Raw genomic sequence first — 16,864 nt, 5'->3', positions numbered from 1 at the left:
CTCATATGTACTCTTCTATTTTCTGAATGATTTAGTAAATAAAATTACTTTTAAAAAAAAGAAAAGGTATCCTGTACTATAATGGTTTAGTACAAGATACCTCTTAAAAAAAATTAATACTTACAGCTTTACTTTTTTAAAGCTTTTCCAATAACAAAATACATTCTGCTATCTTCTGGCACATCACCATCGCTATTTCCAGCCATGATAATACTTTCTCCTTTTTTAGCTATTCTCTTAAAGAGCGACATTTTTACGCCACCCAGATTTACATCATCTCCTGTATCAATATAGTCTTTTGTTAAAAAAACTGGTCTTTCTACGCTATCATCATGTCCCACATAAATAATCATGTCTTTGCCTGCAATAAATTGCAGTTGGTCTCTAGCCCAATATTTACCATCAGAATTAGGCACTCTAATATATTCTGAACCTACCAAATATTTAGGAATAACCGTATAATTATGTTCCATATCTGTATAGGCTTTTTTACCCCAGTGTACATTTTTTCTGAGTGCTGCTTTTCCATTTCCTGTATAACTAAATTTAGTAAACAAATCACTTTTGTTGACTCTTGCAGGGTTGTAAGGTTCTGTTTTTGGTGTATAAATTGGTAAAGGTTCTTCAAAATTAGCATCAACCTTAAATTCTTGAGGTAATAACTTTGACAATCCGTTATCAATTGCCACAGATTTAGATGTAATAGTAATCGTATCTGATTTTAAGCCTTCTGCACTAGCAGTAATTGTTACAGCTCCTGCTTGTAACATAGAGCGAATTGCCACTCGATTGATACCTGCTTCTGCATCTAAAAACAAATTATTTGTGGTGTTTGCTTTTCCACTATTGTAACCACCTCTCCAAATTCCAGGACCAGAAATGGTAAAATCCACTTTATTTCGACCTAAAGGATGTCTGTTACCCTCTTTATCTACAATTTCAAAATCAACTAAAGCGATATCAGATCCATCTGCTAACCATCCTTCTGGACCCACTGTTGACGTTAATTTAATTGCTACTGATTCTCCAACCGTTTTTTTAGTTTGAGAAACCAATAATTTGTCATTTAAATAACCTTCTACTTTAATTTCTCCTTCTTGGAATTCAACATTAGGGAATTTATACAAATACCCATTATCAGCTTTGTCATTTATTGCTATTAATTTATCGTTGATGTATAATTTTACTTTTGTACAGTTAGAAACTACATACATTGTTTTTTTTGTACCTGCTTCGTAATTCCAATGACCAACTACATGAATTTGAGCTTCTGGTCTCCACATTGCTTTTGTAGTGTAAAAAGCTTCTTTTTTTAATCTTACAGCATCTACCTCTCCACTTGCTCTGGTAACTTCTGTTGGATTTCTACCTCCATGAGTACCATCTGAAAACACCCAATTGGCACCTCCACTATGATACGATTTTTTACCCATTTTATCCCACCAATCTTCTACTTGACGAATGGCAAAAATTTCTGAACCAATTTTATAAACGTTTCTTGAGATGTTAGGATGGGTCCAAAAATTATCATCTGGAGTAAATTTATCCCAAACACGTCTTGCACCTTCATCTCTTAAATATTCACTTTCAATTAATGGTAAATGTGCATATTCTCTTTGCCAACCTTCTGTACCCACTTCAATAGAAATATACGGTTCCGAATCTTCTTTTACATCTGCTCTTCTATTCCCCATTAAACGTTTTCCATGAGGATCATAAGTCTTAATAATATTTAAAATTTCTTTATAATGTGCTTCGGTTTCTGCCCAGTTACCACCTTCCCAAATAAAAATAGATGGGTGATTTCTGTAATACACAATCATATCTCTAAAGGCAGCAATTCTAATATCCCAAGTTTCTCCTTCATCTTGAGATTCTCCACTAACTCCTGGCATTAAAGTTACAAAACCATATTTGTCTCCCATTGCAATTTCTGCTGGAGAACCTGCACAATGTCCCCAACGTATAAAATTCCCACCAGCTTCGTCCATTAAACGATAGGTATATTCCTTTAACCAATCTGGTTGTGCAGCTCCTAAACCTGCCCAACCTGCAGTAGGTTTTTGCCCCCAACCATGTAGTTTAGCATACTCACCATTATTATGAAAACCTGTGTCTTTATCAAACTTAAAAGTTCTAATTCCTAAAGGCGTTGTGTAAGCATCTACTTCTTTTTCTCCTTCTTTTAAATTAGTTACTACTTGATACATATATGGCTTACGAGTGTACCATAAATTTGGTTTTTTCACTTTATTTTTTGTTGAAAAGGTAAAAGTTTCTCCTGGTTGTAATACTTTTTTCTTCTTTGATGTACTTACTACTTTTCCATCAGCATCAATAATTTTAGCTTCAAAAGTGATTGTTTTTTCTATTGATGATTCATTAATTGTTTCTGCAGAAACATAAATATCAGCTTTCTTTTTCGATATGTTTTCTGCGTGAACATAAGTACCTACTGTTTTTAAATTATCATATAAAGGCAAGGTAATATGAACAGGATTCATAACATGTAAAAAAACATTTCTATAAATTCCACCATGGTTTGGGTGCCAATGCTCATGATGCCAAACTAAAGGAAAGTTTTCTCTAAAATGTTCTCCTCTATCGTTGTTTACTTTTACTGCGATAATATTTTCTTGACCATCGAACTTTAAATGTTTAGAAATATCATATCCAAAAGGAATAAAACCTGTTTTATTAGTTCCTAGATATTTTCCATTGATGTACACATCTGCAATTTGACGAACCGATTCAAATTCGATATAAATCTTTTTCCCTGAATCTGATTTTTGAAGTTTAAAATGTTTTCTATACCAAACTGTTCCTCTAAATTGATTTTTCTCTCCTATATGTTTACCAATACTTAAATCATCAAAAGTATCTGTATCATTAAAGGTATGAGGAGTGCTAACAGTAGACCAGTTTGTATCATCATAATCTATAGCTTGTGCATTAGTAGGATTTGCTTTTATAAATTTCCATGCTGCATTAAAGTTGTACTTTTCTCTACTTTGTTGTGCATATATTTGAAATACAAAACATAGTAAAGTAATTGAAAGTATGGTTTTCTTAATCATTTTTATTAAAATTTAAAGAGTTCTTTAGCTTCTTGATTATTAAATTTTGCTGTGTTATAAAGAATTATATAATCGACACTAAAACGTTTTGATCTTCCTGATAGCGTTATTGTATATTTTTCTCCTTTTATAAGTTTGTAAATAAACTTGTTATAAACGTGTCTGTCTTTTTCTGCAGTAGATGCCCAATGCCATTGTAACTCTGGAGTTTCATCATTACCATCTTGTAAAATTTTGATATCTTTTTGCAATGCTTTCTTTGACAGTTTTGATCCGGATTCAAAATTTCCAGAAAGTCTGACAAAAGCATCATTACACCAATCACTTTTTACACCTTCTAATCGTTTGCTAGACATTAACATTAATTGAAAATCTCCTGTTTTGTGTGCAGTAAATTCATAAATCAAAGGAGAACTGGGTTTTCCTGTGATGGGTTTATTCCCCATAAACTCTAAATAGGTTTTACCAGAAGCATTATTAACATAATTGACATCACCTTTTTTAACAAGTTGCCATTTCTGTAAATTTGATATTGTCCTTTCTGCCTCTATAAAAACATAGTCTTTAGCGTTAATCTTACTTTTTGGAAATTGATGTGTTTTACATCCTAAAAAAGTAAAAAATGACATTATAAAGAGCACTCTTATGTTGTAGATTTCCATTCCCTTTTTATTAAATGTTTTTGAAAAACATTATAAATTAGTTATTGAAAACAAATTTAAAAACAGGAACTCAACATAATATCCTGTAGTGTTAGGATGTTCCATAAAAAAACACCAATTAATTTTAAATTAATTGGTGTTTTTTTAACCTTGAGATTTTATTTTAGGATTATTCTACAACTATCTTTTTATTTAATTTACCTGTTTCTGTTTCTAATTGAACAATGTAAACACCCTTGGATAATTTTGGTAGAGAGATTTCTTTAACACCAATTGAATTAAATGAAGTATTTAATACTTGTTTACCTAATACATTGTAGATACGAACACTTGCTTTTCCTTGAGATAAACCAACAATTTTTAATGTAGAAGCATTAGATTTATAAATACTCACACTCTTTAACAATGCTGTATTAGTAGATAAAGCACTAGATCTAACATGAATATAAAAACGACCTTCTATAGAGCGCTCTGAAACTGTAGCTGTATATTTTGCATTTTCTTTATCTAATCTTGTAAACGTATTTTTTAATCTATCTTCTAAAAATACTTTATAGCCTGTTGGTACATTTAACGCTTCTGCAGAAAATGTGATTTCTAAATTTACAGCAGTTGAAACTCCTACAGGTACAATGATATCTTCAAAATTTTTGTTTGGTAAAGATTGTATTGCCAACTTCTTATTACCCTGTTTAACAAGATTTGTATATACTTCAAGTGCTGATGCATATCCTCCAAATATTGAACTGTCATAACCATTATCAAAATCGGTAGTCATATTATCTATATATCTAATAGAAGTACTTGTTTTTTTCTTTCCATTAGCAATTGATAATTTTATTTCGAATCGATTATTAGATGTCTTTAAAAAAGCATCAGTATCATTATGCGATTCCATTGCTTTTGTAAAATTAAAAGCTGATGCAGCACTTGCTTTTACAAAAAATCCTTGTAAAGGAGCTATTCTGAAAGCTGGGTCTGTTACATCACCCAAATTTTTTGTTACCCAAACATCATTGTCTCCATCCCATAACCAAATAGTATCTTCAGTTAATATATTAGAACCGTTAGAACCATTTACTCTAAGTATATTGTTTGTACCATCAGCAGCATCGTTTGCATTTACATACGAAATATATGGATTACCTATTAAATTATAACCATTACCTCCTGTAGACAATGTATAAGAAACAGCACCACTATGTTGCACACCTTGCATAACATAATCGTCTTTTGTATCTGATGAAGAAACACTAATAGCATATCCTTGAGCAGTTCCAAATTTTATACCATCAGCAATTGATCCATTTGTGTAATATGTATATTTTGAACCTGATACTTTACTATCATCATAAGAAGCAAGAGATAAAACAGTACCATTATCACGTAATTTAGTATCATTATGAGCTGTAGTATGATTTACTCTTGGATTTAAAAATGGGTTTGAAATTAAAAACCATTTACTATCTGTTAATCTTTTTCTTAGTCTTGTTTTTTTACCTGGTGTATAGCTACCTCCAAATATCATTGTACCTGTTTTGGCACCAGCAAATTGACCATAAACAATAATAGCATCATCAGATTTTGATAAAGTTATATCGCCTGTAACTGTTAGTTTTGTATTTTCTCTAATGATAATTTGTGCAGGTGAAGCATTACAAGTGATTGATTTTGCCTCTGCCCCAACTCCATTTCTTGCAATTTCTACAGTATGATCTATAACAACATCATCATTAATACTTGGCACATTACCTCCATTCCAAGTTGAAACATCATTCCAATTACCTGATTGTGCTGAAGTAATTGTTGCTCCTGTATTAGCATTTTCTACTTTTTGATACGTAGTATTTGCCCATCTAATTTGAGCTCTACCTCCTTTAACTCTATAGGCTCCATATCTAATACCAGATTCTGTTCCTTTTTCTGGTTCTGGAATATTAAAATTGTAAGCTGTACCACCAATTGTGGCATCTGCATAATGTATCCTTTTAGAAGAATCAGATGGATCTTGTCTAAAACCAACCTCTAGTACTATACTTGTTTCAGCATTTTTAGCAATATTTGTTAGGTATACCAAAGTTCTTCCATCTGAACCTTCTCCACCTCTATAGTTAATTTGTTCTCTATAAATATTAAATGATATTTGGTTATTACTACCATCTAATACTGGTTTTGCCAAAAACAAACATATGGCTGGGTCTGCAGAACCTCCACCACCATCATGTTTTCCTTTGGCTTGCATAATATAAGTTCCATCATTATTAACGTTATTGGTTATACCAACTTCTAAAATTCTAACTGTTCCTGTAAATCGTGCGTAACTTCCAACACCAGACTCTGTAGATCTAGGCAATGAACGCTCCATTCTAGGTTGCAAGGTATTTGCTGCATCTTGATTATTAGAATCATAGGTAATATTGTAAACACCCCAGGTTTTACTATTTACATTACTTTCTTTATAATTGGCATAACAACTTCTATCATCTATAGTTCCTACATTTACAGGGTTTGCTAAATCATTTGATGTTCTAGTTGCATTTGCTCCATCTGCATTACAAGTGGTATAAGCACCTGTATCTTCGTCTTGTGCTGTAGTTTGTGCACTTATACCTAATGAAAAAAAGATAAAGCTAAAAAAGAATACATTCTTCCAGGCAAATTTTGTCATAACTGTAATTTCTTAAAAAAAACACCAATTTATTACTCAATAAATTGGTGTTTTTTATAATTGTTTTAATACTTTTTTTTTAAAATCCTGAACCTGGAGTTGCAGGTACTGAACTAGCCTGAGCTTTTTGTGGATTCAAAATCATATAAGTTCCTAAAGCCGTTAATGCTGCATATTTACCGTAATTTCCTATCTTTTTAATAGCGTCTTTACGTGTAATTTCTTGTTCTTTATTTTGAGTGTTTTCTATTTTTTTATTCATTATGTTTTGTTTTTTAGGTTAATTAAGTATCGATTATTCTAAAACTATTTTTTTATTTAATGTTCCAGTTTCGGTTTCTAATTGAACAATATAAACTCCTTTAGATAAATTTGGTAAAGCAAGTTCTTTAACTCCTGTTACATTGAAGTTTGAAGTCATTACTTGTTTTCCTAAAAGATTGAATAATTTTACATTCGCTTCTCCTTGTGACAATCCTACGATTCTTAACGTTGAAGCCGCAGATTTATAAATACTTACGCTGCTTAACAATTCTGAATCTGTAGATAAAGCAGATGATTTTGCATATAGGTAAAAACGGCCCTCAGTAATTTCATCAGTAACAGTAGCAATATATTCTGAATTTGCTTCATCTAATCTAGTAAACGTATTATTTAACCTGTCTTCTAAAAATACTTTGTAACCAGAAGGAACATTTAATGCTTTTGCAGAAAAAGTAATTTCTGAATTTGCTGCTGCACTAACTCCAACAGGAATAATCATATTTTCATAATCTGCACTAGGTAAAGATTGAATTGCTAATTTTTTGCTAACATCTCCCTCTAAAAGATTGGTATAAACCTCTAAACCTGAACTGTAACCTCCAAACATAGAACCATCATATCCATTATCAAAAGAAGTAGTCATATTTTCTATATATCTGATAGAAGTACTTCGACTTAACTTACCGCTTGAAATTGATAAATCTATTTCGAATCTTTGATTAGATGTTTTGAAAAATGCATTTGTACTTGTATGACTTTGCATAGCTTCAGTAAAGCTAAAAGATTCTGTAACATCGCCACCTGTTTTTGCTTTCACAAAGAAACCTTGCATTGGGTTAATTCTAAAAGAATCACCTCCTAAAACTTTAGTAACAAACATACCATTTGCAGCATCCCATAGCCAAATGGTGTCTTCATCTAATACACCTGAGCCATTTGCCCCATTAACTCTTAATAAATTATTTGTTCCGTCTGCATTGTCATTTGCATGTAAATATGCAGGATAAGGATTACCTACCAAGTTAAATTGATCTCCTGCATCTGAAATATCAATAGAGACATCATCTGTTTGCAACCTAGCTCTCCATCGAACATCTGTTTCTCCAGAAGCTGTGTTGATTGCATAACCTTTACCATCTACAGCTAATTCAGTATCATCTGTAGCAAATGTTGATGATGAGGTATGTGGGTAACTATATGAAGAAGTATTACCATCATAAGTAGCAAATGCCAAATTACCTTCGTTACCAGAAGTTGTACTTACCCTGTAATGCGCATCTAAAAAGATTTCATATAATCTAGACTCTTTAAAACCATAAGAAAATAAATGCCATTGGTCAGCATCAGTTAATTTCTGGGTAATTCTAACTCTTGGGCTAGAAGATAAATCTGCTTTTGTAACTGGAGCACCACTGTAAATTAATGTTCCCATATCAGTACCAACAGCACCATTAAAAACATAACCATCTTGAGATCTTTCTAAAGTAATATTACCAGTTACGGTCATAGAAGATCCTGCACTTTGTATAATAGAAGCGCCATCACCACCAACTGCTAAATTGTTCATTTCTGCGTGTATACCATTAGGTACTGTAATATCGTGCGTATCAGCAATAACTACATCATCTGCTGATGTTGGTACAATACTACCTACCCAAGTTGCAGTTTCATTCCAATTACCAGTTTGAGCAGAAGTTATTGTTCCAGCTGCATTTACATTAACTGTTCTTGTTACCTCAGTAGCAGCGATTCCTCCAGAAGTTACATTGTAAGTTACTGTATAAGTTCCGATTGTATCATCATCTACTGGATTCACAGTAACAATATCTCCTGTAACATCTGTACCATTATCATCTGCTGTTGCACCAGCATCTGTATAAGTACTACCTACTGAAATATTTACAATTGCATCACCTAACAAAGTAATTACTGGTCCAGCACTTGGAGCCACAAAAGGATCTGCAAGATCTCTTATTCGATCATACACTAGTACATCAATACCTCCACCATCAAACTTAACTGCAGCTCCAGAAACTGGTGTTACACCATATCTTGAGCCTCCTTCACCACCAATTATTTTTAAAAATATTGCGTCGTTTTGACCACTAGGAGCAGACGTACCACTTGTTCTTCTTCTTTGAAACTGGTCATAACCATAGTTTGGATCTCCCCCATCAGTTATTGGGTCACCTGCAACAGTAGTAATTGTGATATTTTTATCACCACTACCTGTATAGGTTGATTGATCTGCTGCCATAGTAAAATTCCCACTACCTGAAACAGTAGCAACAACTTGCACGTAACCAGCACTACCAGGATTTCCATGTTCTTGGATAGCCCATTGTTGTCTTGCTGCGTCTGCGCCAAACAATGGAGCCTCCCATGTTAAAGCCCCTGTACTTGTATTGACTGTCATAAAAAGAGACGAATCAGCGTTTCCAAGCCTATACCAAGCCTCTCCATTGTAATACTGTCCTGAAGCACTTAAAGTAGCGAAAGCACAAAGTAGTAGTAAAATTTTCTTCATAATTAATAAATTTTAATTGATTTTTTTAGTTTATTCACAACAATTAGGAGGTGGTATTGTTGCATTGGTTAAAATTTTAGTAGTACAATATTAAAAACATAACTGTGCTGAAGTATCCTGCTCTATACTGTTTTGAGGTAAAATAGTATACAAACTAGTTAAAATAAGACTTAAAAGAGGTGTTGAATTTTAGACGTAGGTTTATTTTAACCTAGCGTAGATTCTAGATTATATTCTCGTATTTTACAATTTCAAAAAAATATATTTTTAAAATTGATTTATTATTACAAGATCAATTTTTAAAAGATCAATTATTGTGGTTTTTGCTTTTTTGCAAAAAAAACACGACGAATATTCAAAAATTTTATTCATAATGTTTTTAATAATAAGGAATACCGTAATTATTCTATAAAGATTCGCTTTACAAGAGTTTTATGATCGACCGAATTTAATCGTAAAACATACACCCCTTTAGCATAGTTAGAAAAATTCAATTGGTTATTTTTTACAATTCCTTTTTGTAAAATTCTACCTTGTACATTTATCAATTGATATTCTATATTTTTAGTGGACGTATTTAATGTAAAAATACCATTACTTGGATTTGGATAAATGCGAATATTATTTTTACTAAAACTATTTGTACTTAATGGGGCTTTTGAGAAAATTTCTATTTTATCTGGCTCACTAGATAAAGACCTTTTTTGCGTAAGTCTGATGGTATTTTCTCCTTTATTTAAAGTTACGTTTTCTATTCTGTTTTCACCATAAATATTCCAGTCACCAGTTTTTACGACCAAGAAATCATTATAAAATTGCTCATTAATTTGTACATCCATCACAGAATCGTCTCTATTTCTAACAGCTACGTGTAAAACAATATCGTAATTACCTGCATCAGTAATATCAAATTTATATTCTAAAAATTGATTGCTTGTAAATGAATCTATGTATTTTCCTCCTGAAGCTGCACTGTTTGTGCCAACAGTAATATCATTGGAAGCTGTGGTAAAATCTTCTGCTTCTAGAACTTTTATTAAACTTGCACTTGAATCTTCAATTTCAAATAAGTTAAATTCTTGAAAATATAGTGGACGCTTATCACCTACACCTACTGTATTATTCCCTGTATTTTCCATGAGATATACAAACAGTTTATCATTATTTACAAAAGCATCAAAATGATCAAAAGAAATGCTCTCTAAACCTGTATAAATTACTTGCCAATTATTTTCACCTTCTAAAGTGGTTTTAATATTTACCTTACCATTTAAAAGCTCTACCATAAAAACATGGTTTTTGTAGCTATATATTTCGCCTCTTGTATCTGGATTCGGAATTAAACCACCTGCATTTTTAGAAAAGTTAGCGTCAGTAGCTTTTTTATAATAATGCACATTTATATTATCTACTCTAGTAATAAAATGTATCGCTCCGTTTTCGGTAACTGTCCATGCAGGATCGTTAGAACTTCTAGGTTGAGAAGCTGTACCAAAATCGTCTCCTGGCTGACCAATTTGAACAGGATCTTTTGTTGGATCTATATTATTTTTTATGGGTAATGTTATTGGATTATCTTTTATATTAAACCAATTGCTTGAATTATCTTTGGGAATTTCGTTAGTATAAGCATAGTACAATCCGCTATTTAACATATAGCCATTACTTGTACTTGTGTTATTATTTGTGGAATATCTAATAGAAAATCCCGAATAGAATTTTCCATATAAAAAGCGTTCACCACCATACATATTATTTCTATTGGGTAGATCTAAAGTCCCTTCATGATAGGTCCAATTATTAGACCAAGAAGTGCCATTATAATGTGCCAATAAGATATCTCCATTACCTGAACCGCCTTTTCTGTATCTTGCTACTAAGCTTCCATCAGTTGCTCTATGAATCATTGGATATGTTAAACGTTCATAATTTTGCCCTTCTTTAAGATAGGTTCTCTTTGCATTAAAAATTTCTAATGTAAATTCATTATCTGGCACAAAAGCCATGTCTTTCTTAGACACAGAGTAGTTAAAAAACACAGTTGGCAATTCACTTTTAGAGTATGCATGCATGTCGTAAATAATATGTATGGTGTTGTCTATTGTACTTATACCTATTGCAGCTGTATTGTGAGAATCTCCTCTAATTCCTGTTCCTTTAAAAATTTCTCCTCTTTGCCCCACATGTTGATGTGGGAATTGAATGGTTACCCAAGGTGAATTTTCTACATTTAGGTTTTTTCTGGATAACATTAAGTTCCGTTTGTCCATACCACCCTTATACCAAGTAACAAATGCGTATCCGTTGATAACATCTACACAATCTCCATGAGGTGTAATTCTTTTTCCGAACCTATAATTTACATCTCTTTCTCCAGCAAAAAACAATCCTCCTTCGCCTTCTTCTGAAACTCTAGTAGCACTTTTTAATGTGGCAGATAATTTCTTTTGTGCTTTAATTGTATTCAAAGAACCAATCATCAGTATATATAGTAGTATTTTTTTCATGTTGATGGAATTATGGTTTATTGAATTCGATTTTAGATATATTTTTTAACCAATAAAAGGCAGTTTTTAACTGCCTTTTATTTTGTCGATTATCTTTTTATCAAATTACAGATTAAAAAGAATTAATTTTTAATTGAATGGTATGTTTACCTGGTGTTAGTCTTACAATTTTAAATGCAGATGGAACGCTTTTTCCATTATGGATAAATTCTTTTCCTTCTGAACCATTTAAAGAGAATTCTGCAACCATATTACCTGGAATTTCAATTTCGTATGTCTGCAATCTTTTTCCATTATAGGTATATTTTGCTTTGATAGTTCCTCTTACTGTTGGTACTTCTATCTCACTATTTTTTAAGTTACTCATTTGAGGTTTAATAGTAGCAATACCAAAACCTGGTGTTTTAGGTTTAATACCCCATAAACCTCTAGGAATTACGTTTGCAGGTGCAGCACCCCAAGCGTGGTTCCAGTCTAAGTTTATTTTATACTCATAATCCCAAGCTTCTAAAGTGATTGTAGAACCTACACGAATCATATTATACCAGCTTCTTTTAGCTTTACTTGCTAACAATTGTAAAGCATAATCTGCCTCACCTGCATTGTATAAACCGTCCATTAAAAATTGTGCTCCGTAAACACTACAAGCCATTCCTCTAGATTTTACAAAATCTACTACAGATTGGTAATGCTCTTCAGGAACCAAACCAAATGCTAAAGGCATCATATTAGCATGTAAAGATGAATGATCTGTGCCAATACCATCTACATAAATACCTTTTTCTTTATTAAACATTTGTTCGTTTACGGCTTTTTTTGCTTTTGCTGCTCTGTATTCAAAATCTAAAGCTTCTTGTGTTTTTCCTAATAATTTAGCAAACTCAGCCATGATTTTCATATTCTCGTAAAAGAAAGAGTTAATTACAGTACTATAAGGTTTAAATACAAAACCATCACGTTCTCCTTTTGTTTTACTTCCTGCAAAATTCTTTGAAGGCCAGTCTACAATGTCTGTTAATGGTTTTTTGTATCCATCAGGGAAACCTAACTTTCTCATAAATTCCTTATCAACTTTAGTAGATGTAATCAATCCATCTTCGTTAGATAATTCAAATAATGATTTATGTTTTAAAGCCTCATAGTAACGTTCTATCAACTCCGTATTTCCTGTGTACATATAATCTGCATAGATTAATAAAGGAACATGTTGTTGCCATTCTGTTGGCCATGTTGGATTTTTCATAAAATACTCAATGGTTCTTCTTGCCATTGCATATTCTCTGTCTGTAGTATAATGACTTAATTGATTTAAGTATGCATCTGCTTCGTAAGGAATACGTTCTCTATCTCCATCTACATACAATCCATTAAATGTAGTTGCTTTTATAGAATATTTAGATAAGTCCCAAACTTGATTTAAAATATCATTATTACTCTTAAAACTACTTGCTTGTTCATCCCAATAGCTATGGAAAGCCAATTGTGTAAAATCTTCAGCTTTTAATTCTCCTTCAAAACCTTCTATTTCTGCATATCTGTAAGGCACTAATGGAGGAAAACCATCTGGTAAAGGCACTGCTTGATTAGGTCTTGTATTACGTTCGTCTGTTTGTACTTGAATTTGGTATTCTGTTTTACCAGGTTTTACATCAACTTTTAATTCTTGGTAACGTATATTGCTTTTCTTTGGTACAACTCTGTTTACATTGCCTTTATCATCTAACATTTCACCGACTCTAACAGTAATTGTGTGAGGAGTTTTTGCTACATAATTAAAATTCATAGTTGCAAAAGCGGCTTTACCAAAGTCTATAAAATAAAAGTCTCCTCTTTTTTCAAACTTTTTAGGTTTTACTTTTGTAGTGATGTATTTATTTTCTGTAGAAATGATATAACTATCACTTTTACCAGTCGTAAATTTTTGAGGCTCTGCATAATCTACCAATCTATTGGCTTCGTCCCAAATTCTAACTTTCCAAAAATAGGTTTTACCAATTTCTAAATCTTTTCCTCCATACTCTACATCTGTAGATTTTGAGGATGCTACTCTTTTACTATCCCAAACATCACCATTATTAGCATCGATAATTTCTTTGCTTGATGCTACTAAAATTTGATATGCACCTTGGTATTTTGCTCCTAAAGGAACTGTCCAACCAAATTCTGGTTTTAAATCGAAAATTTCTACTTCTGTTTCTGGAGCTCTTATTAATTCAACTGTTAAATCTGTTGGAGCTGCTCTAAAGTGATTGCTGTTCTTTTTGATTAATTCATCTGTTTTAGCTCTTAAATTTGCTAAAACTTTTCTATATCTTCTTTTACCAACTAGGTTTTTAATTTCTTGTGGATCTTTTTCTAAATTGTACAATTCTTCAATTGTTTTGTCATTTACATATCTAAAATATTTCCATTTTTTTGTACGCACACCTTCACTTGGTGGGATGTTCTCAAAATCCCAAATATGCTCAATTAAAACAGTATCTCTTTCAATAGATTTTTTCTCTTTTCTAACAATTGGCATTAAACTTTTTCCTTGCCAAGAATCTGGTGCTTTTACTCCCGCTAAATCTGCAATGGTTTGGGTAACATCAATATTCAATACCATATCATCTATATCTTGATGATTATTTACTCTTGGATCAAAAACAATTAAAGGTACTCTTACTGAGTTGTCGTACATTAACCATTTTCCTGCAAATTGACGTTCTCCTAAAAAGTAACCATTATCACCCATTAAGATAATAACTGTATTTTTATCTTGACCTTTTTCTTTAAGTTTTGCGCGAATTTTTTTGATTTCTAAATCTACTCCAGATATCATTCTATAATATCCTTTTAAACTATGTTGGTATTTTTCTGGATTATCATATCTCCAAGTCCAACGTAATCTGTTAAAACCATCTCTAACAATTTTTGGTTGTGCTAAAAAATACTTTTCATCTGCCAATTCTGGATCTGGAATTGTAGTGTCTTCTAACATTGCATCTAAAGGTTCTTGCCAAAAGTATTGTTTTGGTGCACCATCATGTGCGTGAGGCGCACTAAAACTTAATGATAAACAAAAAGGTTTTTTGTTATCTGCATTTTTATCTATAAAATCTAATGCTTGTTGTCCTGTATATCTTGTTAAGTGTACAGTATCTTTACCAATTGTTTTGTAGTAGTAACCTCTTCTATCTTTATATCTATTATTTCTATCATAAGATTCGTACTCATCAAACTGTTTGTCTAAATGATTATATCTTGTTCCATATTTACCATAAAAACCTGTGTAATACCCATTGTCTTTTAACAATCTTGGATAAGAATTATCCATATACTCATCTCTTACATTACCTGTTTGAAAGTTAAAGTTATGAGATCTTTCATACAAACCCGTTAAAAGACTTGTTCTACTAGCAGCACAAATTGGCGTGGTTACCATTGCTGTTTTAAAGTATGTACCTGATTTTGCAAGGTTATCCATTTCTGGTGTCTGAACAAATTTGTTACCTGTATAACCAATAGCATCAAAGCGTTGATCATCGGTTAAAATAAAGATGATATTAGGTTTCTCTAGGTTTGATTTTTTTTGAGCAACTATAGTATTTATGCTATAAATTGAACAAATGACGACTAATAAAAAACTTTTTTTAAACATATCTTGTTTTCTTAAAATATTAACTGCCTTTAATTTTGACTTTATGAAGGTTTGATGATTGATAAAAGTATGACTTAAGGTATACAACCCTATCCTGTCCTATCCTGAAAAATTTCATTTAATATATTTATATTGAAGTTAATTTTAAGTCTGATTTAAAATTTAATCTTGTTAAAGGCTGATTATTTATTTTTAAATGATATAACCATTTAGTAATGTCTTTTATTCTAAACCTTTAGCTTACTTAAACAACTTATAAAAAAACCCTTCATTTTACAAAATGAAGGGTAGCATTATTAAATTACTATTTACAAAACGATGACTATTTATAATTTATTGTTTTTCTAAATTTATAGTAAATTCTTCAAATTTAACATCTCTATCTCTAATCACTAAAGTATCTTTAACTGTGTGTAACAAATCAAATGTAGTTGTTTTAGTAGAAAGCAATCTACCAAAAAAACGATTTTCAGTTACTTCAACCACCAATTCTCGATATTGAAAATCTAAGTAAATTACATCTCTACTTTTTCCTCCCCATTCATCTCCATCTTCTACAAAACTTCCAGTACCTGTTACCACAACATCACTATTAGGGTCTGCATTAGTTACTATAACTTCTTCGTTATCATTAAATGCTAAATTTAAAGATAATGTGCTATTAGTTGCAATACCTGGCCTTCTAACACCAATAGTAGTAGTTACATCTTTTCTTGCTGAAGTTGCTAATGGAATTAACTCATCATCTACAACAAATTCAGATCTATATACTGTAGATCCTTCAATATTTTCGGTTTCAGTTACTGTTGGATCTCCATTTGTAAAAACTGTTACTGATTCGTTAGACCCAATAGCAGCATCCTCTCCACGTCTTAAGTAAACACCTTGGTATTTATTCATATACTTAATACCAAAAAGCGTATAATCTTTTGGTAATGACTGCCAATCATCTGCTTTGATTCTGATAGGATTTATAACATCTTCTGCTGGCACACCTACTAAAAGCGAATCTAATTGTTCATAATCTGTAATTTTTAATGGAATTACGTAATGAACTTCACCAAACTCTGCAAATGATTTTGGATCGTCAAAAAAAGCATCAGAAAGTTGTACAGGAATACGTCCTTTTATAGAACCAGAAGGAATTGTTAATGGACTTTCTTGCTCTATAGTATAATAAGAAGATGGTAACACCTCTACATTTACAGTATCAAGTCCTAAAGCAGCTGCATCTATCAAGTCTGGTGCTAACTCAAAGTGTACTCTTCGATCTAAAGTGTTATTATAAACACCTGTCATAGTAACACCTATTTCAAATCTTCCATTATTATCATTATCATTAAATCCTAAATCGTACTTTCCTTGAATTAATGTTCTAACTGGTGTTTGAAAAGGAAAATACACTGAAGTTGAACCAAAATCAGGGAAATCATTTAATTGATTCTCGCAAGCCAATATACTAAAGGCAATTACACAAATTACTAAATATTTTTTCATGTTTAATATTTTTTATTCTTTT

Annotated in this window: 8 protein-coding genes; all 8 read right to left on the bottom strand. The window is 31.7% G+C overall.

Translation table 11 applies throughout. The annotated features are described in order from the left end of the window. Positions 1 to 128: 128 nt before the first annotated feature. Complete coding sequence (locus tag SJY27_RS15395; RefSeq protein ID WP_397445759.1) at positions 129 to 3,077, bottom strand: sugar-binding domain-containing protein; 2,949 nt, start codon at positions 3,075 to 3,077, stop codon at positions 129 to 131. A gap of 5 nt (positions 3,078 to 3,082) precedes the next feature. Then, a complete protein-coding gene (locus tag SJY27_RS15390) occupies positions 3,083 to 3,706 on the bottom strand; it encodes a hypothetical protein (RefSeq protein ID WP_397445758.1) in 624 nt (207 codons plus the stop codon). 202 nt (positions 3,707 to 3,908) lie between these two features. Beyond that, positions 3,909 to 6,407 (bottom strand): T9SS type A sorting domain-containing protein, encoded by a 2,499-nt coding sequence (locus SJY27_RS15385; RefSeq protein ID WP_397445757.1) that lies wholly within the window; start codon positions 6,405 to 6,407, stop codon positions 3,909 to 3,911. A gap of 79 nt (positions 6,408 to 6,486) precedes the next feature. Then, positions 6,487 to 6,669 (bottom strand): hypothetical protein, encoded by a 183-nt coding sequence (locus SJY27_RS15380; RefSeq protein ID WP_397445756.1) that lies wholly within the window; start codon positions 6,667 to 6,669, stop codon positions 6,487 to 6,489. Between the two features lie 33 nt (positions 6,670 to 6,702). Beyond that, the gene (locus tag SJY27_RS15375; RefSeq protein WP_397445755.1) at positions 6,703 to 9,198 is read right to left on the bottom strand and encodes an immunoglobulin-like domain-containing protein; all 2,496 of its coding nucleotides are present in this window, start codon (positions 9,196 to 9,198) and stop codon (positions 6,703 to 6,705) included. 401 nt (positions 9,199 to 9,599) lie between these two features. Then, complete coding sequence (locus tag SJY27_RS15370; RefSeq protein WP_397445754.1) at positions 9,600 to 11,705, bottom strand: BNR-4 repeat-containing protein; 2,106 nt, start codon at positions 11,703 to 11,705, stop codon at positions 9,600 to 9,602. Between the two features lie 112 nt (positions 11,706 to 11,817). Continuing rightward, the gene (locus SJY27_RS15365; RefSeq protein ID WP_397445753.1) at positions 11,818 to 15,345 is read right to left on the bottom strand and encodes a sulfatase-like hydrolase/transferase; all 3,528 of its coding nucleotides are present in this window, start codon (positions 15,343 to 15,345) and stop codon (positions 11,818 to 11,820) included. 333 nt (positions 15,346 to 15,678) lie between these two features. Then, complete coding sequence (locus tag SJY27_RS15360; protein ID WP_397445752.1) at positions 15,679 to 16,842, bottom strand: DUF5627 domain-containing protein; 1,164 nt, start codon at positions 16,840 to 16,842, stop codon at positions 15,679 to 15,681. Between the last annotated feature and the right edge of the window lie 22 nt (positions 16,843 to 16,864).

This window comes from Polaribacter sp. R77954, assembly GCF_044595335.1.
GTDB lineage: Bacteria > Bacteroidota > Bacteroidia > Flavobacteriales > Flavobacteriaceae > Polaribacter.
This window is presented reverse-complemented; position numbering and strand designations above follow the sequence as displayed.

Excerpts from the sequence above, each read along its gene's own strand:
- SJY27_RS15395 (WP_397445759.1), bottom strand. The coding sequence starts at position 3,077 with ATGATTAAGAAAACCATACTTTCAATTACTTTACTATGTTTTGTATTT.
- SJY27_RS15390 (WP_397445758.1), bottom strand. The coding sequence starts at position 3,706 with ATGTCATTTTTTACTTTTTTAGGATGTAAAACACATCAATTTCCAAAA.
- SJY27_RS15385 (WP_397445757.1), bottom strand. The coding sequence starts at position 6,407 with ATGACAAAATTTGCCTGGAAGAATGTATTCTTTTTTAGCTTTATCTTT.
- SJY27_RS15380 (WP_397445756.1), bottom strand. The coding sequence starts at position 6,669 with ATGAATAAAAAAATAGAAAACACTCAAAATAAAGAACAAGAAATTACA.
- SJY27_RS15375 (WP_397445755.1), bottom strand. The coding sequence starts at position 9,198 with ATGAAGAAAATTTTACTACTACTTTGTGCTTTCGCTACTTTAAGTGCT.
- SJY27_RS15370 (WP_397445754.1), bottom strand. The coding sequence starts at position 11,705 with ATGAAAAAAATACTACTATATATACTGATGATTGGTTCTTTGAATACA.
- SJY27_RS15365 (WP_397445753.1), bottom strand. The coding sequence starts at position 15,345 with ATGTTTAAAAAAAGTTTTTTATTAGTCGTCATTTGTTCAATTTATAGC.
- SJY27_RS15360 (WP_397445752.1), bottom strand. The coding sequence starts at position 16,842 with ATGAAAAAATATTTAGTAATTTGTGTAATTGCCTTTAGTATATTGGCT.